Source organism: Actinomycetes bacterium (assembly GCA_024222295.1).
Taxonomy (GTDB): Bacteria; Actinomycetota; Acidimicrobiia; order Acidimicrobiales; family Microtrichaceae; genus JAAEPF01.
In genome coordinates, this window is record JAAEPF010000017.1 from 136633 (window position 1) to 160542 (window position 23910).

Genomic DNA, 23910 nt, shown 5'->3' on the forward strand with positions numbered 1-23910 from the left:
TAACCTGAGCGATCGTGCGGTACCCATCGGACATGCCGAAACGCTCCAAGGAGCCCCGCGAAAGGAACCCCCGTCGCGGGCGGGTGATCGCAGCGGTCGCGCTGGCGGTTATAGCGGTGCTCGCCCTGTCGATGCGCGCGATCGCCACTTTCTGGACCGACTGGCTCTGGTTCGACGACCTCGAGCGTGGCTCGGTGTGGACGAGCCTGCTGTCAGCCAAGGTCAGCCTGGCCGTTGTCGCCACGCTGGGGTTCTTCCTGATCGCGTGGATCAATCTGATGGTGGCCGAGCGCCTCTCACCGTCGCTGGGCGCACTCTCCATCCAGGACGAAGTGCTCGAGCGCTACCAGTCGGCTGTTGCAGGCCGCCAACGGTTGTTGCTGTTCGTCGTGTCGCTGGCTGTCGCCCTGGTGCCGGGCATCGGCGCCGGCGGCGAGTGGAAGACCTGGCTGCTATTCCGCTTCGGTGGTTCTTTCGGCGTCGACGACCCCCAATTCAACACCGACATCGGGTTCTACATCTTCAAGCTGCCGTTCCTGTCGCTCGTGGTCGACTGGGTGTTCGGGTTCCTGCTCGTAACCCTCATCTTGGTGGTGGCGCTTTACTACCTCAACGGTTCGATCCGCATGCAGGCCCAGGGTGAGCGGATCTCGGGCAGCGCCAAGGCCCACCTGTCGGTGATCCTGGCCCTGCTCGCCATCGTCAAGGCGGCCGACTATTGGCTGCAGCGCTACGAGCTGACCCTCCAGCAGCGCGACTCGTTCGACGGTGCCGGCTACACGGCGGTCAACGCCACGCTGCCGGCACTGCAGTTGTTGATTCTCGTGGCCCTGTTCGCCGCGTTGCTGTTCGTGATCAACATCCGCCGACGCGGCTGGGTGTTGCCGGCGATTGCGATAGCGCTCTGGGCCATCACTTCGGTGGTGCTGGCGGGGCTCTACCCGGCGTTCGTGCAGCGCTTCCAGGTGTCGCCCGCCGAGCTCAACAAGGAGGAGCCGTTCATCGAGCGCAACATCGAGGCCACGCGCACGGCGCTCGGAGTGGACTCGGTCGAGACCAACGACCTCAACTACGACGAGAACCTCACAGTCGAGGAGATCGCGGGACAGCGCGCCAACATCGACCTGGCCCGGGTCATGGATCCGTCCGCGCTCGACCAGACGTTCCAGACCCTCGAGTTCGGCCGCCCCTACTACGAGTTCCGCGACATCGACGTCGACCGCTACGTGCTCGGCAACCAGCCGCCCACAGTCGCCGACGTAGGCAACGCGGAGGTCGAGGAGGAGGCCCAGGAGGAGATCGAGGAAGTCCAGGAATCGGGTGACCTCGACGTGTCCAAGAATCCCGACGGCCCGACGCCGGTGGTCATCGCGACCCGCGAGCTCCAACCCGAGGGCATCGCCGAGCCGCGCACCTGGGAAAAGGAGCACCTGGTCTTCACGCATGGCTATGCGGGTGCCCTTGCCCCGGCCAACCAGGCCAACGACAGCGGCCAGCCCAACTTCATCCTCAGTGGCATCCCGGCCATCACCACCTTCCTGCCTCCGCTCGACCGACCCGAGATCTACGTCGGTGAGGGAATGGATGGCTACGCGATCGTCGACACGTCCCAGACCGAGCTCACCGAGGATTCGCTCGAGGCCGAGTACAACGGCACCACCGGCGTCAACATCAACAACTTCTGGCGCAAGGCCGCGTTCTCCCTGAGGTTCTCCGAGATCGACCCCTTGATCTCCGACCTGCTCACCGACGAATCGCGGATCATCTACAACCGCGACGCGGTGCAGCGCGTGGAGCTGCTCGCCCCCTACCTGCTGCTCGACCCTGATCCGTATCCGGTGCTGCTCGACGGTGGGATCAAGTACGTGGTCGACGGCTACACCACGTCGGGCAAATACCCCTACGGCGAGAGCTTCATCGCAGCGGACCTCGACCCCGATGCCACCGGCGAGTCGTTCAACTACGTGAGCAACTCGGTGAAGGCGGTTGTGGACGCCTACGACGGCACGGTGGAGCTCTACCTGTCGGACACACTCTACGGAGGCGAGGACCCCATCATCAGGGCATACGCGCAGGCCTTCCCCGACCTCTACAAGGAAACCCTGCCGGCCGGATTGATGGATCACCTGCGCTACCCGGAGCTGCTGTTCAAGATCCAGACCGAGGTATGGGCTCGTTATCACCAGGAAAGCCCCTCGACGTTCTTCAACAACTCCGACGAGTGGGCCATTGCCCAGAACCCGCCTTCGGATGCCACCGCGGCGGCTCCCACACTGGACGCCGCGGGCGTGCCCACCCAGGGCTTCGGCAGGATCGAGCCCTACTTCCAGATGATGCAGCTAACGCCGGAGCGCGAGCCGGAGTTCCTTCTCACCAGGCCGTTCGTGCTTGCGTCGGCCAACGACAGCGCGCGAAACCTCACCGCGGTGATGGTGGCCAGCAACGACGCCGAGTCCTACGGCCGCCTCGAGGAAGTGGTCATCCAGGCCAGTGGTGGAGGTGAGGGGGGAGCGACCGACAACCTCGTCGATGGCCCGCTGCAGGCGGCGGAGCGCATCTCCATCTATCAGCCGGTCTCGGAGTACCAGACTCTGGTCGGCCGCAGCGGTTCGAGCGTGCAGTTCGGCAACCTCCTGATCCTGCCGTTCGGCGACTCTCTGCTGTACCTGCGGCCGGTTTATGCCCGCCAGGAGAGCAGCGGTGTCAACACCCTCCAACGCATAGCGGTCACCACCGGCGATTCCGTCGGCTTCGGTGAGACGGTCGACGAGGCGTTGGCGGACCTGGTTGACGGCTACGAAGCACCCGAAACCGGCACCGAGGAGCCGACCGACGGAGGTGAGCCCTCCGAAGGTGGCGGTGAGACCCCCGCGGTCGACCAATCCACAGAGGAACTCCTGGCCGAAGCGGACCAGCTCTTCAACGAGGCGGATGCGGCGCTCGAGGCCCGCGATCTTGCCGGATACGAGGAGAAGGTCAACGAGGCCCGCGAACTGCTCGAGGAAGCTCTCACGGACCTCCTCGGTCCTGGGGCTGTGGGTGAGGGCGACGCGGCCGATGATCAGTCGGGAGCCGACGCATCGGCCGGCGGCACCGACGGGGCGGGCGCCGAGTCGCCCACCACGACGGTTGCCGGCGAGACCTGATCGGTCCGGCGCGCTCACAGGCCGGTCTGTGGCTTGACTCAGCTGCTTGTGAACGACTGAACTTGCTCCGCAACCCGATCCGAATGGATCCCCCCGGCGCGCCCGGGCAGGGATCGTCATCACCTCCAGGGAACCCAGATGCTGCACATGCTCGCCGAAGGCGGCTACCAGGAATTCACACTCGACAGCCAGGAGTGGTTCTGGCTGATCTTCTGCGCCGCGATGGCGGTAATCGCCCTCGTCGTGGGCTGGATCATGATGCGCGGCGTCTTGGCGGCCGAAGCGGGCAACGAGAAGATGAACGAGATAGCCGGGGCCGTTCAGGAAGGCGCAATGGCCTACATCAAGCGCCAGTTCCGCACCATTCTCGTGATCGTGGTGCCCCTCGCGGTGGTGGTGTTCGTGACCTCTGCCGAGGTGCTGTCGCCGACCGGAGAAGGTCTGAGCAAGTGGGAGTCCGGAGGCTGGCGCACCCTGGCGTTCCTCGGCGGCGCCCTGTTCTCCGGCTTCATCGGCTACCTGGGCATGTGGCTTTCGACCCGCGCCAACGTGCGCACGGCGGCCGCTGCGCAGCGCGGCTCCATGAACGACGCCATGCAGGTCGCCTTCCGCTCCGGTGGAACCGTTGGCCTGTTCACCGCGGGCCTTGGACTGCTGGGTGCGACCGCCATCGTGATGGTCTTCCAGAACACCGCCTCGGCGATCCTCGTGGGCTTCGGCTTCGGTGGTTCGCTGCTCGCCCTGTTCCTGCGTGTCGGCGGCGGCATCTTCACCAAGGCTGCTGACGTGGGCGCGGACCTCGTGGGCAAGGTGGAAGCGGGCATCCCCGAGGATGATCCCCGCAACCCGGCCACGATCGCCGACAACGTGGGCGACAACGTCGGTGACTGCGCGGGCATGGCCTCTGACCTCTTCGAGTCCTTCGGCGTGGTGCTGGTCGCCAACATCATCCTCGGAGTAACGGCCTTCAATGCGATCGGCATCGAGGGCGATGAGGCGGTCAAGGGCCTGATCTTCCCGCTCGCGATGATGGGTGTGGGCCTGCTCGCCTCGATCGTGTCGATCTACCTGGTGAAGGCCAGGGAGGGCGAGACCGATGCCCTCAAGCCGATCAACCGGGGCCTCAACATCGCATCGCTGATCATGCTGGTCGGCGCGGCGGTGATTGCGTTCACCTACGTCGGAAACCCCGAGGGCCTCGGCCCTGACTCGATCTCGGGCGTCGGTGCCCGGATGTTCGCTGCGATCGTGGTGGGCGTGATTCTCGGTCAGGTTGCCAGCCGCATCACCCAGTACTTCACCTCGAGTTCCTTCAAGCCCGTGCGTGACATCGCGGAGTCGGGCAGGACCGGCCCGGCGACGGTCATCCTCTCCGGAATCTCCTCCGGAATGGAATCAGCGGTCTGGGCAGTGGTCGCCGTTGCGGTCGCGATCCTCGTGGGCCTGGGCCTCGGCGGCGGCAGCGTCCTGTTCGCCGTCTACCTCGTCGCTCTCACCGGCATCGGCATGCTGTCGACCACCGGCATCGTGGTCGCAGAGGACACCTTCGGACCGATCGCCGACAACGCCCAGGGAATCGCCGAGATGAGCGACATCCTCGAAGGCGAGACCGAGCAGATCCTCGATGGCCTCGACACGGTGGGCAACACCACCAAGGCAGTCACGAAGGGCTTCGCCATCGGATCCGCGGTCATCGCCGCGGTCGCCCTGTTCGCATCGTTCCGCGAGACCATCGCTGAAGAGACCGGCGACCTGTTCGGTGACATCGCGATCAACATCGCCGACCCGAAGACGTTCGCAGGCGGCCTCGTCGGTGGCACCGTGGTCTTCCTGTTCGCCGCCCTGGCGATCCTGGCGGTGAGTCGAACGGCCGGCATCGTGGTGCAGGAGGTGCGCCGCCAGTTCCGCGAGAAGCCCGGCATCATGGACTACACCGAGAAGCCCGACTACGGCCCGGTCATCGACATCTGCACCGGCGCTGCGCTGCGCGAGCTCGCCACGCCGGCCCTGCTGGCAGTGTTGATGCCGATCGTGATCGGTTTCGGCCTCGGGGCCCTGGCTCTGGGCGGTTACCTCGCAGCCATCATCATCGTGGGTGCGCTCATGGCCAACTTCCTGTCCAATGCAGGTGGCGCATGGGACAACGGCAAGAAGTACATCGAGGAGGGCAACCTCGGTGGCAAGGGCAGCGACGTCCACACCGCCGTGGTGATCGGCGACACCGTCGGTGACCCCTTCAAGGACACGGCCGGCCCGGCGATCAGCCCTCTCATCAAGGTCATGAACCTGGTGTCGCTGCTGGTGCTGCCGGCCATCATCAGCCTCGATGACAACAATTGGCGTTTCGTGGTCGCGGGGGTCGCCCTGGTGATCATCCTGGCGAGCGTGATCTTCTCCAAGTCCCAGGCTACGAGCTTCGGTGACGACGAAGAGGCGGCCGTGGAGTCACAGACCGCCTGAGCCCACCGTGCTGACATCTGACCGCCCCGGTGGCAGGCTTGCCTGATGGGGAGCCGCGGGCAGCGCAATCAAGAGGTAGCCCTCGTTGCCGTCGCCCGGGTGCTGGCCGAGTACCGCGACATGGCCATCGACAACCTGCCGGCCGTTCTGGACGGCGGGGTCGAGGACCTGCACCAGTTCAGGGGGTCGATGCGCCGGGCACGCAGTGTGCTCGGGGTCGCCGAGGGCGTGTTGCCGGATCATGAGCGCCTGGGGGCCAGCAGGGCCCTCCGTTCGATGGCAAGGCTCAGTTCACCGGTGCGTGACCTCGACGTATACATCGCTGACCTGCCGGGGCTCTGCGATGGCGTCGGCGACCCGGCCGACCCTGCGGCGGCAGCCACCCTCGTGGAGCTGGCGGTGGCGATGCGGGAACAGCCATCTGTGAGCTTCGAGTGGGCGCTTCGTGGGCCCGACGGCAAGTCGATGTTCGACTCATGGTCGATGGTCTCGAGCCCCACCCCGATGGGGGCCGGTGAACCGGGCCCGTTGGCAACGCTGCCGGCTCTCGAGCTCGTCGACGGCTGGACGCGCAAGGCGTTCAAGCAGACCCGGCGCAAGGGCCGCCGGGCGCTCGAGTCAGACGACCTGGAGCACTGGCACGACCTGCGCAAGGCGCTCAAGAAGTTGCGCTACCTGGTGGCCGCGTTTGCCTCACAGCACGACCCCGGCGATCTGCGGCGCGTGCGCCGGCACCTGCGTCGACTCCAGGACCACATCGGCCTGCTCCAGGACCTGCGCGTGCAACAGGAGCTCACCTCCGAGTTGCTCGGGCGGGCCCGGCGCGCTGGTCTGGTCCGTGGTGCCGAACTCGCCTCCACACTCGATTCGGTGTTGGCGGAGCGACTGCTGGGTGCCCAGGGGAGGTGCACCGGTGCATGGGAGGACTTCGACACACCCGCCACGCGCAAGGCGGTCCGTCGTCTCACTTCCGGTTGAGAACGCTCGGAATCGAACCGATGGTCGGCCCGGCACGGGTGGGACCACTCAGGCGCGGCGCATGAGGCGCAGGCCGCGACGTACGCGGCCGGCGCGACGGTCGGCGGAGTCGAGCGTGTAGACCACCGCGCGTTCACGTCGGCCGCGCACGTCGATGCGTCCGGCCGGCTTCCATCCGTCCTTGGTGTCGGCACGCTTGACCGAGGTGGCCGATACGAGCACTCCCCCGGGCCGTGACTTCGCCTCGTCGCAGAGGCGGGATGCGAGGTTCACGACGTCACCTATGACCGTGTACTCGTGGCGTTCCGGCGTGCCGACGAACCCGGCCAGTACCTCGCCGCTGGCCACGCCGATGCCCGCGGCGAGCGGGCCGCCATCGCGTTCGAGCTGCCGAGGCAGGGAGCGGGCGGCCCGCATGGCTCGCAGGGCGTGATCGGGTTGGTGGGCCGGCGCACCGAAGATGCACAGTGCCGCGTCGCCCTCGAACTTGTTGACCCACCCACCCTCACGGTTGACCACAGCCACCACCGCACCGAAGAACCGGTTGAGCATCTCCACCACCTCGCCGGGGTCGTGACGCTCCGCGAACTGGGTGTAGCCCTTCAGGTCCACGAACAGCACGGTCACATCGCGGCGTTCCCCGCTGTTGTGGGGGCCCGCCTCGGCCAGGTCGGCCAGGCCGGCGAGGCCGACCTGACGGTGGAAGGTCTCGCGCAACTCCTCGCGCTCGCGTATGCCTGCGGCCAGGTGGTTGACGCCCTGGGTGAGCCGGCCGATCTCACCGAGGTCGTCGACGGGCAGGTCCACGTCGAGTTCGCCCTCCTCGACCTTGCGCAGCCCGTCGCGCACCCTCACTATCGGCCGCACCACCGACCGTGCCGCCAGGGCCATGACAACTCCGCCGGCCACGAGGGAGGCCAATCCCACCCATGCGAGTCGGGTGGAGTCCAGCGGTGCCGGCGCGATGTTGGATCCGAGCGAGATGGACAGCAGGGGTATGCCGCTTCCCAACAGCCAGGCGAACATGAGCCGCGGTCCGATGTCCCGTCGTGACTCCGGTAGCTCGGCATCGGTGAGCGCCATGGCGAACAAGGGGCGGAAGTGTCCCTCGAGCAGCAGGTACAGAAGTGTGCACGTGACCACGCCGGCGAGTGCGATGCCCACCGACACGCGCTGCACGTCGGAGTTGATGACACCGAACAGCACGGCAGCGGCGAACCACGACACGAGTGCGGTACCGGTTTCGACCGCCGGCAGGGAAAACAGGAGCTTGCGTTCCTTGACCGTGGGCTGGCGGTCCTCGGCGACCCACGACACCGCGCGCCGCAGCAGCACCGCGCTGATCGGCAGGCCCACCAGGATCATCAGCGCCAGGTAGATGCCGAACACCCACAGGTTCAGGGTCTCGTTGTTGAGGGACTCCTCGACGGCCTCGGGAAACAGGAAGCGGAAGTAGAGCGCAACGACCAATACGCCGAGCCCATTGGCAACGACCTGCAGCCGCACGACGCCGCGAACAGCCGCGCGGTGCTTCACCAGTGGCTTGCCCGTCCGTATGGGACGCCTGGAGCGGCGGACGGGTCCGTTCACGTCAGCCGCCGGTGTCGAGCCCGACCGGACACGACACGCCGGTGCCGCCCAGCCCGCAGTAGCCCCCGGGGTTCTTCGACAGGTACTGCTGATGCTCCGGCTCGGCGTACCAGAACTCGCCGGCCGGCTCGATCTCCGTTGTGATCGTGCCGTATCCGGCACGATCCAGTTCGGCCTGGAACACGTCGCGGGAGTGTTCCGCGGCGCGCAGCTGCTCGTCGGAGGTTGCGTAGATGGCGGAGCGGTACTGGGTGCCGCGGTCGTTGCCCTGGCGCATGCCCTGGGTGGGGTCGTGGCCTTCCCAGAACACTGTCAGGAGCTGCTCGTAGCTCACCTGGTCCGGGTCGAACACCACGAGCACCGCCTCGGCGTGGTTGGTACGGCCGGAGCAGGCTTCGCGGTAGTTGGGGTTGGGCGTCTGCCCACCGCTGTAGCCGACGGAGGTGCTGTACACGCCCTGGGTCTGCCAGAAGGCCCGCTCGGCGCCCCAGAAGCAGCCCATCGCGAACACCGCGGTCTGCATTCCATCGGGCCACGGGCCCTGCAGTGGTGTGCCGAGGGCATGGTGGCTCTCGGGCACGACCATGGCTTCCGAGCGCCCGGGCAGCGTGTCAGCCGGGTCGAGCAGCTCTGCGTCTGGTCCGGAGAAGAACGAGAATCCCATCTGCAGAGCCTACGCCTGCTTGCGGGCACTGGGGATTCGACCCATGCCCAAAAGAGCCGTGGGGCTGGCCCTCGGGGGCAATGGGCGCGAATCTTGGTGCATGGCGGCGCGGGGAGACCGTGCGGTGCTGGGAGCACCGGACGTAGAACAGCTACGAGCGCGATTACGCATGGCTGATCCGATCGTTCGCGCCTCTGCTGTGGCTGAACTCCGCTCCTGGCAGGGCAGCGTGCTGTCCGAGGGCGTCGCAGAGTTCGTGTTGCGCGCAGCGACGGTGGGCTATCCGTGGGTCTCGGAATCGCCTGACGACATCGGTGAGTTGCTGATACAGCTGCTGTGGCCCAATCCGGGCGCGGTGGAGGTGGCGGAACTCGAGCGGGCCTTCGTGTTCTGTGCCGAGCGGGCACGCCGGGCGATCCTTCGCGCGCTGGCCCTGCGCGGCGACGACGAGGGCGTGCACTCCGTGGCGGGTCTGCTCGGACTCGACGGCCCGTCCGACCTGTTGCCGGTGCCCACGAACGACCTGCTGCACCCGCTGCTGGAGGCACCTGACGTGCGGGAGCTGGTGGCGCCCCTGATCTCGGTCGCCTGGCGGCGCGGTTGGGCACCGGCGGCGGCGGACCTGCTGCGCGAGATGGCGAGGAAGGGCCGGCTCGAGCCCCCGGATGCGCAGCTCATCACCGATGGTCTTGCCCCACTGGTCGTTTCGCTGGTCGACACCTGCGACCGCGCCGCCTCGACGAGCGACCGCGGGCCGCTGGTGAGGGTTGACCGTGAACGGCTGGCCGCGCTGATGCCGTTGTTGGCGGAACTCGACTCCGACGGGGCGACCGAACTGCTGCGCCGGGTGCTGGCTTCGGCCGACCCGCGGGTGGCGGCCTCCGCGATCGTTGCCCTGGCCCGCAAGGGCGAATTGGTGGGCGAGGACAGGGTCGCCCTCGTGGCGAAGGATCCGCAGGCGCGGGCCCTGCTGATCGATGGGCTGACTCCGTTGGGTAGGGGATTCGAGTTGCCGGAGTCGATGCGCAGTTCGGTCGCAGTGGCCGAGGCCGAGGCGGTCTCGTGGCTGGCGGGCCGCACGCAGCTCGGATCGGCACCCGACGAGATCGAGCACAGGGGAGTGGTGCCCGCACCTCCTGGCTGGGGTCGAGGCCTCCTGCACGTGTTCGGTTTCCGGGTACGACCCCCGCACTGGTCCTCGGAGAGGGGATGGATGGTGTTGGCCGCAGGTCCGTTCGATCCGTCTGCGGAGCTGATGCCACGCCGTGCTGAAGGTTTCGAGGTGTGCTCGCTCTACGAGAGCGAGACCGGCCTCGACCTGCCGCGGCACGTGCTGGCCATCTCCGAAGCCGTGCTGGCGGCCCGCGGTGAAGAAGCCGCCTGACCCCCGCCCGGCCCGCAGGGGTCGGCGAGTGGTCTGCGGATCAGCGGTTCAGTAGGTGGTGACTGCCCGGCCGATCTTGTCGATGCCGCGCAGCAGGCCGGGGCGTCGGGCGATCTGGTGGTAGATCCGCTCGGAGATCTCCGAGTCGTCTCGTTCCTCGAGCGCTTCGCCGTAGGACGACGAGAACTGCGCGGCTATGCGCGCCAGCGCCTCATTCTCCTCAGCTGATGGCGGGGCGTCGGGAAGGTCCAGCGGCAGCTCTTCGAGTTCGCCGGTGTCGAACCAGATGAACCGGTTGTCGAGGTCCACGTCGAGTTCGACCGCGCCGAGGTCCTCGGTGTCGCCCTGCTCGCCCTCGGCCGCTTCGTCGAGGTCCCAGGGAAGGGTGAAGCGGACCATGGGTGGCCCGCCGAACGGGCTGCGCAGCGGCCCCCTTGGGGCATTGCGCGCCAACTCCCAGAGCCGGTCCATTTCGTCGTTCTGGAGCCGTCCGTGGGCTTCGGAGAGGGTCATGGCAAGGCCGTGCATGCGCGGGCAGGACCACCAGTCGACGTCGCCCTCGGCGCCGCGGTCGAGTTGGGAGCCGCAGTGGGGGCAGCTCGGCATGGTCACGCCTTGCATCGGGATATTCGGTGCGCTCACGCAGAACCACGGTATCGACAGACGGCCGGTTTGCGGTCCGCCACCGCGCCCTTTGCTCAGCGGCCCGCTGCCGGCCCGTTCTGTTGGCGCTGAATCACGCCAGGCATGATTCAGCGCCAACAGAGCAGCGATTCCACGGTCAGGAGATCATCTCGCGGAGGCGGTTGCGGTGCAGGATCGCCTCTTGCGGGTCGTCTGCCGGCTCGGTGTCACCGAAGTGGACCTGGCGGTCGATGACCCTCACCATGATTGCGCCGTGGCGGTATGCGCAATAGGTGCGGAACCAGTGCAGGTCCTCGATGTCGAGCCCCGAGGCCTGCCGGTAGCGCTCGGCCACGTCTTCGGCATCCATGAAGTCGGGCATTCCGGGCAGTCCGAGGTCGACGGTGATGTCCTGGAAGAACGTGTGCAGGAATGACATCCAGCCGAGGTCGACCTCGACCGGAGCGAGGGCGGCCATCTCCCAGTCGAACACGGCCACCGGCTCCACACCGTCGAACATCATGTTGCCGATCCGCGCGTCGCCCCACGACAGGGCGGGGTCGCGGGCATCGGCCGCCTCGGGCCAGTTGGCCTCCAGCCACGCCTCGGCTTCGTCCAGCAGCGGTATCGAGCGTCCCTGGCGGGCGAAGGTGGCATATTGCTTCCAGTGGTTGACGTGCCGGCGCAACACCGTGTCGCCCGGCTGGTCGTACTCGAGGAATGCCGTGTGCTCGCCGACCGGTGTGCGGTGGATCTCGGCGAGCACGTCCACGCTCGCGTCTTGCAGTTGGCGCTGTTCTTCGGCGGACCTCTCGAGCAACGAGCTCTCGATCGGGTAGGGCATCACATCGGGGGGAACCTCGCCGTGCGCCCGGTCCATCACGAAGAAGGGTGAGCCGATGACCGACGGGTCGGTCTCCAACCAACGCAGCCGGGGCACCGGCGCCTCGGTGTGCCGGCCGACGAGCTCGATCGTCTTCCACTGCAGTTCGAGGTCGTAGGTGGGAAACACCGGCACGGCGTCCTCCGCAGCAGCGAGGCGGGCGACGAGCTCCGCGCCGACCGTCTCGCCGCCTTGTGTCCAGGACGCGCCAAACAGCACCGTCTCCGATGACATGCCGTTGTCCGGCACGCCGAGCTCGGTGATCTCGGCGTCTTCTACCTTCGTTGACAGCCACCCGCGTAGCTGCTCCCGCAACTCGTCGTGATCCCGTGTCGTGCGTGTGATTTCCGGGGTTTCGCCCTGTTCCACTTGCTGCCTCACTGTCCGTTCTCGTGCCATTGCGCCACGGCTCGCATAGGCGCCAGCGCGCAGCAGGCTACAGCCGTACTAGCGTCCGCGTTGGCGGCCGACGGGGTGTCGGCCCACGATGACGTCCTTGCGGACACAGGGGGACCCATGAGCGGCCAGATTCCGCTTGTCGACTACCTGGTGTTGGGCGATGAGCCCCACCTCGAGGCATCCGAGTGCACCAGCTGTGGAGCGCGCTACTTCGATCGACGCAACGCGTGTGCGAGCTGCGGTGCGGCCGGCGAGGACCAGTTCCGCAGTGTGGCCGTGCCCAACGAGGGTCAACTGAAGGCCTTCACGATCGTGTCGTTCGCCGCTCCGGGGGTTCCCGTGCCGTTCGTGGCCGGGGTGATCGACTGCGCAGGCACGTCGGTGCGAGGAAATGTGGTCAACGTGGAGCCCGACGCCGACCACGTCCGTCTCGGTATGAAGGTGCGCCTCACCACGTTCGCCATCGGCGAGGACGGCGAGGGCACCGAAGCGATCGGGTACGGCTACGAGCCGATGGAGGCAGCATGAGTGAGGACATCTGGATCCTCGGGATCCACATGACGAAGTTCGGCAAGCGCCCTGAGTCCGATGTGGTCGACCTCGCGGCCGAGGCGGCGCTCGGTGCGCTGTCCGACGGCGGGGTCACCATGGGCGAGATGGGGGTGTTGGCCGCCGGCAACCTCATGGGTGCCGCCACGGGGGTGGGCCAGATGCTCCAGAAGCAGATCGGCCAGACCGGCATCCCGGTGTACAACGTGGCCAATGCGTGCGCCACGGGTGCCACGGCGCTGCGTACCGCGATCATGGCGGTGCGCGCCGGTGAGTGCGACATGGGCCTTGCCGTCGGTGTCGAGAAGCTCGCGGGAGCAGGACTGCTCTCCGGTGGATCGCGCAAGAAGGACTCCGACACGTGGGAGCCCAGTGGCCGTTACGGTGCAGTGGCACCGCTCGACGGCCGTGTCGGCACCGAGACCATGCCCGGCGTGTTCGCCCAGATCGGCATGGAGTACGGCCACACCTACGGGGGCACCGACTTCGAGCTCTTCGCCCGCATCAGCGAGAAGAACCACATGCATTCCACGCTCAACCCGCTGGCGGCGTACACCAAGGCGATGAGCCTCGAGCAGATCATGGGCGACGTGATGATCGCCTACCCCAACACGCGGCCGATGTGTTCGGCCAACTGCGACGGTGCTGCTGCTGCGGTGGTCGTGAGCGACTCGAAGCTGAAGACGATGTCGCTGGAGCAGCAGCGCCGCGCGGTCAAGGTGGCTGCCTCAGTTCTCACCACGGATCCGTGGGAGGAGGCGTGCCAGATCCTGCCGGACGTCAACACGCTCACCCGCAACGCCGCCACCCAGGCCTACGAGCAGGCCGGGGTAGGTCCCGATGACCTCGACCTGGTGGAACTCCACGACTGCTTCGCCACAGCGGAGTTGGTGCACTACGACAACCTGATGCTCTGCGAGCAGGGCGGTGCGGTCGACTTCTTCGAGTCGGGCGCACCGTTCCGGGACGGCCCGAAGCCGGTCAACGTGTCGGGAGGCCTGGAGTCGAAGGGCCATCCCATCGGGGCGACGGGCATCGCCAACATCTGGGAGGTCTGCCACCACCTGCGCGGTGAGGCCGGGGACCGCCAGATCGACGGCGCCCAGGTCGGCCTGGCACATGTGATCGGGCTCGGGTCGGCGTGCGGAGTGCACATCCTGGAGAAGGCCGCCGCCTGACCGAGACCGGGCCCGCTGACGCGGGTATAGGACGACGGACTGCGAGCGCAGGTCAAGGCACTCATCGGCCCGCGCCCGACCGCGCGCGTGATGGTGCGGTGTCAGTCGCAGCGCGTGAGGCGCACGCTGGTCACCGTCGGCATCTCCACGAGCGCCCCGCTGTGAAGCGCCCCCCAGGCCGACAGCGCATTGGCCACATCGACGGCCGCACCGTTGGAGTCCCACTCGGTGTCCAAGCGGATGCAGGGCGACCCTGTCGACTCCCACGTGGTGTAGGTGCCGCCGGCCCAACCTGCTGTGAGCGGGTCGAGGGCGTCGAGCACGATTCCCTCGCGCAGCACCAGGCTGAGCAGGAACGGTCCGAACGGGCCGCTGCGCACGGTTGCGGCCCCACCGTCGGTGGGTGGTGCCGCAACGGCCACCTCGGCCTCGTCGGCCAGGTACTTGGAGGTGTCGAAGCCCTGTTCGGTGTTGGCCGGGTAGCGAGTGAGCGTCTGGTCGGGGCCGGCCGGGTTGCCCAGCGCCGCAACCACCTCGTTCTGGAACTGGCCGCCGCGCAGGTAGGGCGCCGTGGTGAGGGTGAGCAGCGTGATGGGCACGGTGAGCAGGTCCGGGTCGCCGCCGGCATTGAGCTGTTCCTGCAGGCTCTGGGCCTGCTCGAGCGGGCTCATGGAGCCGTAGTACGCCGCGCGTACCCGCTCTGCACTGCCTTCGATCGCGATGAGCTTCGAGATGTAGTCGGCGTCGAGCAATCCGTTTCTGCTCAGCCCGGACAGGTCGTGGATCTGGTCGTCGAGGGCGTGGACCAACTCGTGAGCGATGACCTCGCGCCGGTAGGGCGTGAGCGAGGTGCCGCGCACCTTGAGCACGTCGGAGTCGGGGTCATAGAAGCCGACCACGCCTCCGCCGTAGGCCTTGCGGAACTCCGTGATGAGGTCCTGGGAGCCATCCATCCAGTCCAGTGCCTTGAACGCAGCCTCATCGGGAGCGATGGACGCCTCTTCGAGTGCGAGGTTGGCCAGCACCTCGGCTTCGAACGCGACCGGGTCCACGAATTCGACCACCGGGTCGGCCACGAACTGGTGGCCGCGCACTGCCTCGACAAAGGAGATCAGGGCGTTGACCTGTTGCTCCGGCGTCTGTGTCGGCGTGGTTGTGCACGCGCCGGCGAGGATTGCAACGGCCGCGCCGATCGCCCAGAGTCCGCGGATGGTGAGTCGTCGCATCGAATCCCCCTCGAGTGGCCACCTGCCGTTGGGCCGGTCACCAGACGGTAGCTGGTGTGAGGTCCCCGGGCCGATGAGTCACCAGGTGCCGGCTCCTGCCCCCGGCACAGGACTGACCTCGCCCTGCGTCGTGGGCGCGCACCCTGGGGCAGTACCCGCATCGGTCCGGCCACCCGCTACCTTTGGCGCTGCGACGAACGCCCCCTCATTCCGGAGAAGAGATGAAACGCCTGTTCGCCATACTCACCGCCGCGCTGCTGATCGCGTCCGCATGCTCGAGTGACGATTCCGAGACGAAGGAATCCGACGACAAGTCGACCACGACGACCCTGCCCGACGTCGAGGGTGCCTTCTCGGCGTTCTGTGAGTCGGCCACCACGCTGGTCGACGACCTCGAGGAGTACACCGGGCTCTTCTCACAGGGTTCGACCAGCCTGACCGTTGGCCAGGTCAAGGCCGGTAGCGAGGACCTCAAGGCGGCCCGTGGGCAGGTGGAGCAGGATGCCACCGCGCTGCAGGACTCCATCGATGACTTCAACTCCATCCAGGAGCAGAACGCGAAGGACCAGGAGGAGCAGACGGGCACGACGTCGACCACCGTGGTCGAGCTGCCGGTGGACGACGCAACCATCGAGCGGGTCGTGCAGGCCGAAAACGACTTCGACGACGCCGTCACCGGCATCGACGACGACACGCCGCTGAGCGAGGCCGAGGTCGAGTTCCAGTCTGCCGCCTATGCACTGCAGGTGTCATGGTCGGTGCTGCTGTCCGAGGCCGGTTGCCTCGATGAGGACCAGCAGACCCTCGACCAGATCCGCCAGTACACGGCGGGTCTGCAGACGGACCTGCAGACGCTGGGTTACTACAACGGCAAGGTCGACGGCATCTACGGCCCGGAGACGGTGGACGCCATGCAGGCCTTCCAGGCCGAGGTCGGCCTTCCCCAGACCGGCCTTCCCGATCCAGCCACACAGAAGGCCCTCAACGAGAAGCTCGCAGCCCAGAAGGCAGTCAACGTGTCGGCCCTGCAGGGGCTGTTGGCGGGTCTGGGGCTGTATGACGGGCCCATCGACGGCATCTACAACGACCAGCTGACCGAGGCGGTCAAGGAACTGCAGGCCCAGCTCGGCGTGCCCCAGACGGGTGTGATGGACCCCGCCACGTGGGAGGCCTACGCCAACCGCCGCGCGGGTCTCGAGGAGCTGCTCAGGCAGGCCGAGGCGAACGCGACCAGCACCACGACCGAGGCTCCGACCACCGAGGCGCCCACCACGGCTGCGCCCACCACCGAGGCGCCCGAGACCACAACCACGGCCGCGCCCTGACCACTCGCTTTGCTGGTGCTGGATCACGAAGAGCGTTATCCAGCACCAGCGAAACCCCGTGAGCTGCCGCGCTCGTTCAGTGCCGGCCAGCTTCGGGTGACGTCGCCGCAGAATCTGAAGTAGTCAAGACCGTCTCAACAACTGGTGCTTTCGTTCTGGTGGCATACAGGATTGTCTCAATTCCCAGGACGATCCTCAACCGTGGGCGTGATCGCTCCGAGTAACTGCCATGCCTCGTGCTGCCCCCACCAGTGCCGAGATGGCAGAGCTTTCCTACAGCGCCCTGGGTGAGATCTTCTCGATCGCCGTGGTGCTGCTCGCACCTGACCTGTCGATCCGATGGCACAATCCGGCCGCGCCCAGGGTTCTCCAATGGCCCGAGGGCGAACTGCTCGGTCGCAACGCAGCTGACTTCATCCACGTCGACGACCTCGAGAACATCGTGCCGGTGGCCGGCGAGATGGCAGAGCTGGCTGAGGAGTCAGACGAGCCTCCCAAGCCATCGACGCCCGTGGAGCTGCCATGTCGCATCCTGCGCTCCGACGGTGGTTGGACCCCCATGAACGTGACCGGCCGGGTACTCGACAATGACGGCCAGATGCTCGCGGTTGTGCGACCAGCGGCCGAGCGACACGCACTGCATGCAGTGCTCGACGGGCTCGGCAGCGGTGTGCCGCTAGAGCGGATGCTCCAAACCCTCGCCGGGCTCATCAGGGCCCAGTTCGGCACAGATCACGCGTGGGTTGTGCACGACATCGATGACACCGCTTCGGTTGTCTCCTGTGACGGCGAGCGGTTGTCGTTGAGTCCTGCAGAAGTTCTCGCCCAGCTTCGGGCTCTCTCGGAGCGACCCGAAGTCCTTGTGAGCGGCGATCTCTGGATCGTGCCCGTGACGAGCGAGGATGACCGGCGGGTGTTCGGGGCCATGGTCGTGCCCGAGTCGCGTATCGGCGGCCCCAGTCCGTGGGACGAGCTGATCGCCCACAGAAGCGCCAACCTCGCGTCGGTCGCGTTCACCCGCGACCAGAGCGACCGCCTGCTTCACCAGGCCGCGACTACCGACGACCTGACCGGTGTGATGAATCGTCGCGAGTTCGAGCGGGCCCTGCACGAGGCCTCGAAGGTCTCGCTGCCGGCGACGCTGTACTTCCTCGATCTGAACGACTTCAAGGAGGTCAACGACGAGCTGGGTCACCTTGCAGGCGATGCCGTGCTGATGACGGTGGCCCGCCGGCTCCAGAGCTCGGTGCGTGCACTGGACCACGTCGGTCGCCTGGGGGGCGATGAGTTCGTCGTGTTCTGTCCGCGCCTCGCGGAGGTGGACGTGGAGCCGACCAGGCAACGAATCGCAGACGTGGTCGAGCAGCCGGTTTCCCTGGAAGGTCTGTCGGTCTCGGTGTCTGCGAGTGTCGGTGTCGCCCGCGCATTCAACTCCGAGCAGGTCATGACTCTCATCACCCGCGCCGACTCCGACATGTTCGAGCGCAAGCGAGCACGCGGGTCCGGCCGCCCCGCTGTGCCGGTGGCCGTCAGGCGTGCCTCACACCTGAGGTGACCGCAGCCGGCACGGCGTGTGTCGGTGCTCCCGGTGCGTCCGGGTGGTGCCCTGGCGCACCTTCGGTGGAGTCCTGATCACCGGACCGGGTACCCCGCAGGAGCCATAGGGCTGCAACCGCAGCGACTGCGAGGCCCATCGCACCGATCCTGAACGCATCGGCCACACCGCTTGTGAATACCTTCGCAGCGTGTCTCGCGTCCGCTGCGCCGGCGGCTTTGCGAACCGCCTCGAAGTCACCGGCAACCACCTTGGGCCGCAGCGCAAGCAGCTCCTTGCTGTGGTCTGCGGCGGCATCCCACGTGGCCCCGATGCGAGACATCGCGATCGATCCGATGATGGCGATGCCGAGCACCGAAGCGACCTGTGCCGCGAGGTTCAGCGCACCCGATGCGCTGCCGGCTGCGTCTTTGTCCACCGCCGACATGGTCGCCGCTGACACAGCGGGCATTGCTGTGCCGAGCCCAGCGCCAAGTACCCCAAGGTCCAGCGCGATGGTGATCGCCGCGGTGGAGTCGTCGACGCGGGAGAGCAAGAGCATGCCGAGTGAGGCCAGCGCAAGGCCGATGAACGTGAGCCGCCCAAGGCCGATCTTGTTGGCGAACTTGCCCGACAGCGGAGACAGCACGATGAACGACACCGTTGCGCCGACCGTGATCAGCCCGCATTCGGCGGGAGAGAAGCCGAGGGCGTTCTGCAGCAGGAGGGTGAGCTGGAACAGCGAGCCCGACAGTGCGAGCCCCAGCAGCATCGACAGCACGAGGGCGGCGGGTACGGGCCGCCGGCGCAGCTGGCTCCAGTCGAGCATCTTGTTGTCGGTGCTGCGCTGCTGGATTGCGGCCACGGCCACCACCGCGATGCCGATCACGACCGGGATCACCACCCGACTCGACAGGAAGCCGACCTTCTCGGCGTTGTTGAGCCCGAGCGACACAGAGATCAGGGCGACCGTGAGCAGCGCGGACCCGACCCACTCGAGCTTTCCCGCGACGCGCACTTCCTTGCCCGGCAGCTTCGCCGCTGCGACCACCAGCACCCCGACAGCCAGAGGCACGTTGATGCCGAACACCCAGCGCCAGCCGATGCTCTGCACGAGCAGGCCGCCGATCAGCGGCCCCAGCGCCATCGCCGCGGTGGACACTGCGGTCCACATGCCCACGACCGCACCGATTGCGTCCTTCGGCACTGCCGTGGTGAGCATCGCGAGGGCGAGTGAGCCGAGCGCAGCAGCACCGATCCCTTGGACCGCTCGGGCCCCGATCAGCAAGGTCATCGAAGGGGCCAGCGCCGAGGCGAGAGAGCCGACGGCGAAGATCCCGGCGCCGATCACGTAGAGTTTCTTGCGGCCTACGCGGTCTCCGAGGGCACCCACGGGCAGGGCCAGCGCCGCACCCGCCACCACGTAGGCCATCAGCACCCACTGGAGCTGGGGTGCGGTGGCATCCAGGTCGCGCTGGATCCGCGGCAGTGCGACGGTGGCAACGCTGGCGTCGAGCCCCACGAGGAACTGGCCTGCAGCGAGGGCTGCGACGACCACGACGGGGAGTTTGGCTAAGGACTTGTGTTGTTCGGTCTCGGTCATCGGGGGGGTTGCGACCGTCCACGCCATGGGGCCGCTCAGAGGATGCCCATCACGGTACCGGGAGGTGGGGCGACTTCCGCGGAACGCGGTGCTGCGCCGCGCGGCCGACGGCAGTGGCGACTACGGCGTGTCAGGCGAAGGTGCGCACCAGCTCGAGCACCGCGGCTGCATCGGGGCCGTCGCCGCGCAGTGAGCTGTCCGCTGCATCCCGTCGCTGCGCCGCCACCTCGCACAGTTCGATGGTCGCGCCCGTGATGACGGTTGCCGCGTCGTCATCACCGAAGCTCCACTGGTCACCCGCCGGTGACCGGAGGTGGAACGCCACGGTTCCGACCATCGGGCGCTCTGCCCGCAGGAAGGCGTAGGGGAGTGTCCGGTGGGCGAGCCGAGCGATGTGCCACAGCCGGTCGGTGGGTTGGAGGTCGATGCCCAGCCCGAAGGCCACGTCGCCGGAGTGGATCCACGTCTCGGACAGTCGGGTCGTGGCCAGCGTGCGCGCGGCCAGCTCACCGGCCACCCACTGGACCCGCACCCCGGGGTCGCATTCCTCGAATGCCCGCAGCTGGGCATCGGCACTGGCCTTCCAGCGGTCGCGGATCGCATCGAGATCGTCGGTGCGTTCGGCGGCGACCACCTCGGCCGCCCATTGGTCGACGTCACCGACCGCGCCGACCTGGGGCCCGGACTCAACCGATTCCTCGAGTTCGCCCCGGGTGCTTGCGACCGCGAACTCGTTGGTCTGCGCGACATGGAGCAGCACGTCGGCGATGCTCCAGCCGTCGCATCGGCTCGGCAGTGCCAGCATCGCACCGTCCAGCGGATCGACCATCGACGCGAGCCGCTGCTGCTCGGCTGCAAGCGCCTCGTTGATATCGCTCATCATCACTCCTGATGGCTCCGTCGCCGGGTGGCGTGGGCCTCCTCGGGTGCAAGCTAGTTCTGGTTCAGGCACAGCAGCACGGGTCGCGATGCCGCCAGTGCGGCCGGGCTGCGCCTCAGGAGCCGCGTAGGTGCCAGGCCTTTGGCCTGGTGAACGACCGGATGCCGGAGTGCGAGAGTGTCGACCCCACACCGGAATGCCGCCGCCCTGACCATGGCAGCGTGGGGCTCACGCGATCGCAGCAGTTCCAGTAGGCCGAGCCCACGTCGAGTTTGGCCAGCAGTGACTCGGCGCGCTCCTGTGATGGAGTGAACACCCCCGCGGTGAGCCCGAAGTCGGTGTCGTCCATCAGGGCAACGGCCTCGTCGTCATCGGCAACCTTGTGGATGCCGATGATCGGCCCGAACGACTCCTCGCGCATCACGGCCATCTCGTTGTCGACCCCGGTGAGCACGGTCGGTTCGAACCATGCACCGGGGCCAGGCAGCTTCTTGCCGCCGCGCAGCAGTGCGGCTCCCGCGCCCACAGCCTCGCCGGCCTGCCCGGCCAGCACGTCGGGCTGCTCCGGTCGCGTCAGCGGCCCCAGGTACGTCGTGTCGTCGAGCGGGTCGCCCATCACCATGGAGTCGACTGCGCCCACGAATGCGTCCACGAACGCGTCGTGGATCGAGGTGTGCACGTAGATGCGCTCGACCGAGCAACAGCTCTGCCCGTTGTTGTAGAACGCGCCGTCTGCCAGAGCCGCTGCCGACGTGGCCGGGTCCGCGTCGTCCGCCACGTACGCGGGGTCCTTGCCGCCCAACTCCAGTTGCAGCACACCGAGATGACCGGCGTATCTCTCCGCGATGCGCATGCCGGTTCGGTGGGAGCCGGTGAAGAACAGGCCGTCGGGGCCCTCCTCCACGAGGTGGGCGCCGAGGTCGCCCCCGCCGATGAGCGCGGTGAACACGTCGGTTGGAACGCCGGCCTCCGCCAGCAGTTCCGCGATCGCAAGACCCGTCAGCGACGCCAGCTCGGATGGCTTGTAGAGCACGGCATTGCCGGTGATCAGCGCGGGCACGATCACGTTGGTGCCGACGAACCACGGGTAGTTCCAGGCTGAGATGTTGCCCACCACGCCGAGTGGCTCGTGGGTGATCCGCTCGGCCGTGCCCGTGGCCTCCCCGCTCTCAACCGCCTCGTCGGCCACGGCGGCCGGGGCGGCTTCGATGAAGAAGTCGAGGCGCGGCAGGGTACCTGCGAGCTCGTTGCGGGCCTGCGTGATCGGCTTGCCGGTCTCGAGGCTGAGGGTGTGCGCCAGGTCCTCGGAGCGCTCGTCAACAAGGTCGCGGAATCGGGTTGCCACCGCGATGCGTTCGTCGAGGCGGGCGGCGGCCCACCCGCTCTGGGCGGCGCGGGCAGTAGCGATCGTGGCACCGAGGGTCGAAGGTTCTGTCGGTTCGAGGTCGGTGATCGTCTCATCGGTCGCGGGATTGCGGACGAGCACTAGCTGTCTCCTTGCGGTGCATGGGCGGCGTTGCGCGCCCGGCACGCCGCGAGGAACTCGGCCAGCACGACCGCGTTGTCGAACACCGGTGCGCCACCGAGTGGCTCGCCGCGCAGGGTGTCGAAGAACTCGGGGTGCCACTGCACGCCCATCACCCACGGCCCGGACCCGGCGCGCAGGGCCTCGACCACACCATCATCCGCGGACAGCGCTTGCACGACCAGTCCATCGGCAACGGTGGCGACTCCCTGGTGGTGGATGCTGTTGACCGTCGCTCTGCACGGCCCATCCAGGAGAGCCGAGAGACCTGTGGAGTCCAGGATGTCGACCTCGTGAACGTTCAGGTCGTAGGTGGCGGCGTCCCTGTGGGCCCGGTCGGTGACCTGCTGGTGGACGAGATCCTGGTGAAGCGTGCCGCCGAGGGCGACATTGAGGACCTGCATCCCGCGGCAGATCCCGAGCACGGGCTTGCCGACTTCGCAGAACTTCCCGAACAGTTCGATCTCGTAGCGATCCCGGATGGCATCTCCGCTCCACTCGGGCCGCAGCGGTTCCTCTCCGTAGGACTGCGGTGCCACATCCGCGCCGCCGTGCAGCACCAGCCCGTCGAGGTCGGCAACCCAAGTGTCGATCTCGGGCCCACCGGGCGGTGCGGTCGGGATCGGGTAGACGATGGCACCACCCGAGGCGACCCACTGGATCATCGACTGCTCGACATAGAGCAGGGTCTTGCCGGTGAACAACGCACGGCTGGGGTCCGCGTGGTCGAAGCACGAACTGAGCCCGATCCGGGGCAGCCGCCCAGCGCCGTGCGGACTTGGCCCGGTCATCCGTAGGCCCTGGCGAAGATGTCCGCGAAGTCGGCCGCGCCCACCGGCCTTGGATTGTTGGCGTGGCAGGGGTCCTCGGTGGCAAGTCGGGTCAGTTCGGCTGCCAGGGCACCGTCGAGTCCGTGATCTCTGAGCGTTGCAGCCACGCCGACCTCTGCCTTCAGCGCAGCGAGCCAGTCGAGGAACGCCTCCGCCGTCGGGTCCAACCCGACAACCAGCGCGAGGTGTTCGAGCCGGTCAGCGGAACTCTCCACGTTGAAGCGCAGCGCGTGGTCGATCATCAGCCCGTTGGCCAGTCCGTGGTGCACGTCGGCCGCCGTGCCGAGGGCGTGGGCGCACGAGTGCACCAGCCCGAGGCCCTTCTGGAACGCCACTGCGCCCATCATCGAGGCGACGAGCATCGCCGAGCGGGCTTCGATGTCGGATCCGTCTGCAACGGCGTTGGCCAGGTTGGCCGCGCAGAGGCGTACGCCTTCCACGGCGATGCCGTCACACAGAGGGTTGAAGCCCTTGGCGAGGTAGGCCTCGATGTTGTGGGTGAGTGCGTCGATCCCCGTGGCTGCGGTGATGTGGGGTGGCAGCCCGACGGTGAGCGCCGGGTCGGCGAACACGACGCGAGCGAGCAGGTGCGGCGAGTAGATGATCTTCTTGATGTGGGTGTCGTCATCGGCAATGACGGCGCTGCGGCCGACCTCGCTGCCGGTGCCGGCGGTGGTCGGGATCGCCACGAACCAGGGAAGTGGTGCCTGTTCGATCGGGCGGGCACCCGGCATCTCGTCCTCGTAGTCGAAGAGGTCGCCGGGGTGGGTAGCCATCAAGGCGACCGCCTTCGCCACATCCAGCGCGGCTCCGCCGCCGAGTCCCACGACCGCGTCGGCACCGTGTTCGCGGTATGCGGCCACGCCATGGGTGACCTGTGACTCGACCGGGTTGCCCCACACGCCGGAGAACGATGCCGCCTCCAGGCCGGCACCCTGCATCGAGGCCAGCAGGTTCTGGTGGAAGTCGAGCTCGGCGACCCCGCGGTCGGTGACCACGATCGGCCTGCTGACGCCCTGCTTGTGAAGGTGGGCCGGCACTTCCCCGGCGGCACCGACACCGAAGCGAATGGCCGTGGGGAAGTCGAAGCTGGTGGCGGTCATCGAGTTACTCCGTGGTCGAGGGCAGCGCT

Annotated in this window: 18 protein-coding genes; 8 read left to right on the forward strand and 10 right to left on the reverse strand. The window is 67.5% G+C overall.

From position 1 onward, the window contains the following. Positions 1-32: 32 nt before the first annotated feature. From GY812_03385 to GY812_03395, 3 genes are all read left to right on the forward strand, one after another. Entirely contained in the window at positions 33-3146 is a 3114-nt protein-coding gene (locus GY812_03385) for a UPF0182 family protein (GenBank protein MCP4434528.1), read from the forward strand. Positions 3147-3284: 138 nt separating this feature from the next. After that, on the forward strand, positions 3285-5606 hold the full coding sequence (locus tag GY812_03390) for a sodium-translocating pyrophosphatase (GenBank protein ID MCP4434529.1): 2322 nt from the start codon (positions 3285-3287) through the stop codon (positions 5604-5606). A 45-nt stretch (positions 5607-5651) separates the two neighbouring features. Then, entirely contained in the window at positions 5652-6584 is a 933-nt protein-coding gene (locus tag GY812_03395) for a CHAD domain-containing protein (protein ID MCP4434530.1), read from the forward strand. A 48-nt stretch (positions 6585-6632) separates the two neighbouring features. Here the strand turns inward: GY812_03395 and GY812_03400 are convergent, their stop codons facing one another. After that, a complete protein-coding gene (locus GY812_03400; protein MCP4434531.1) occupies positions 6633-8174 on the reverse strand; it encodes an adenylate/guanylate cyclase domain-containing protein in 1542 nt (513 codons plus the stop codon). A gap of 1 nt (position 8175) precedes the next feature. Then, a complete protein-coding gene (gene msrA, locus GY812_03405) occupies positions 8176-8838 on the reverse strand; it encodes a peptide-methionine (S)-S-oxide reductase MsrA (GenBank protein ID MCP4434532.1) in 663 nt (220 codons plus the stop codon). Between the two features lie 169 nt (positions 8839-9007). Here msrA and GY812_03410 point away from each other — a divergent pair, with 169 nt between their 5' ends. Next, positions 9008-10222, forward strand: a complete 1215-nt coding sequence (locus GY812_03410) for a hypothetical protein (GenBank protein ID MCP4434533.1) — start codon at positions 9008-9010, stop codon at positions 10220-10222. Positions 10223-10270: 48 nt separating this feature from the next. Here GY812_03410 and GY812_03415 read toward each other — a convergent pair whose 3' ends face one another. Next, positions 10271-10864, reverse strand: coding sequence for a hypothetical protein (locus GY812_03415; protein ID MCP4434534.1), 594 nt, complete (start codon positions 10862-10864; stop codon positions 10271-10273). 139 nt (positions 10865-11003) lie between these two features. Next, positions 11004-12128 carry a phosphotransferase family protein gene (locus GY812_03420; protein ID MCP4434535.1) on the reverse strand — a complete coding sequence of 375 codons (1125 nt, stop codon included), beginning with the start codon at positions 12126-12128 and terminating at the stop codon, positions 11004-11006. Between the two features lie 117 nt (positions 12129-12245). Here GY812_03420 and GY812_03425 point away from each other — a divergent pair, with 117 nt between their 5' ends. Then, positions 12246-12656 (forward strand): hypothetical protein, encoded by a 411-nt coding sequence (locus GY812_03425; GenBank protein ID MCP4434536.1) that lies wholly within the window; start codon positions 12246-12248, stop codon positions 12654-12656. Further along, on the forward strand, positions 12653-13855 hold the full coding sequence (locus GY812_03430; protein ID MCP4434537.1) for a thiolase family protein: 1203 nt from the start codon (positions 12653-12655) through the stop codon (positions 13853-13855). Before GY812_03425 ends, GY812_03430 begins: the two co-directional genes overlap by 4 nt. A 101-nt stretch (positions 13856-13956) precedes the next feature. On the opposite strand, the gene GY812_03435 is transcribed toward GY812_03430, so the two are convergent. Next, on the reverse strand, positions 13957-15081 hold the full coding sequence (locus tag GY812_03435) for a hypothetical protein (protein MCP4434538.1): 1125 nt from the start codon (positions 15079-15081) through the stop codon (positions 13957-13959). Between the two features lie 221 nt (positions 15082-15302). Here GY812_03435 and GY812_03440 point away from each other — a divergent pair, with 221 nt between their 5' ends. Together GY812_03440 and GY812_03445 are read left to right on the forward strand one after the other, a co-directional pair. Continuing rightward, positions 15303-16406 (forward strand): peptidoglycan-binding protein, encoded by a 1104-nt coding sequence (locus GY812_03440; protein ID MCP4434539.1) that lies wholly within the window; start codon positions 15303-15305, stop codon positions 16404-16406. Positions 16407-16665: 259 nt separating this feature from the next. After that, entirely contained in the window at positions 16666-17961 is a 1296-nt protein-coding gene (locus GY812_03445) for a GGDEF domain-containing protein (GenBank protein ID MCP4434540.1), read from the forward strand. Here the strand turns inward: GY812_03445 and GY812_03450 are convergent. From GY812_03450 to GY812_03470, 5 genes are all read right to left on the reverse strand, one after another. After that, positions 17936-19498, reverse strand: a complete 1563-nt coding sequence (locus GY812_03450; protein MCP4434541.1) for an MFS transporter — start codon at positions 19496-19498, stop codon at positions 17936-17938. The genes GY812_03445 and GY812_03450 overlap by 26 nt on opposite strands. Before the next feature lie 175 nt (positions 19499-19673). Further along, positions 19674-20423 carry a maleylpyruvate isomerase family mycothiol-dependent enzyme gene (locus GY812_03455; protein ID MCP4434542.1) on the reverse strand — a complete coding sequence of 250 codons (750 nt, stop codon included), beginning with the start codon at positions 20421-20423 and terminating at the stop codon, positions 19674-19676. A 115-nt stretch (positions 20424-20538) separates the two neighbouring features. Then, complete coding sequence (locus GY812_03460) at positions 20539-21909, reverse strand: aldehyde dehydrogenase family protein (GenBank protein MCP4434543.1); 1371 nt, start codon at positions 21907-21909, stop codon at positions 20539-20541. Continuing rightward, a complete protein-coding gene (locus GY812_03465) occupies positions 21909-22739 on the reverse strand; it encodes a gamma-glutamyl-gamma-aminobutyrate hydrolase family protein (protein MCP4434544.1) in 831 nt (276 codons plus the stop codon). The genes GY812_03460 and GY812_03465 overlap by 1 nt, the downstream gene beginning before the upstream one ends. After that, positions 22736-23881 (reverse strand): iron-containing alcohol dehydrogenase, encoded by a 1146-nt coding sequence (locus GY812_03470; protein MCP4434545.1) that lies wholly within the window; start codon positions 23879-23881, stop codon positions 22736-22738. Before GY812_03470 ends, GY812_03465 begins: the two co-directional genes overlap by 4 nt. Between the last annotated feature and the right edge of the window lie 29 nt (positions 23882-23910).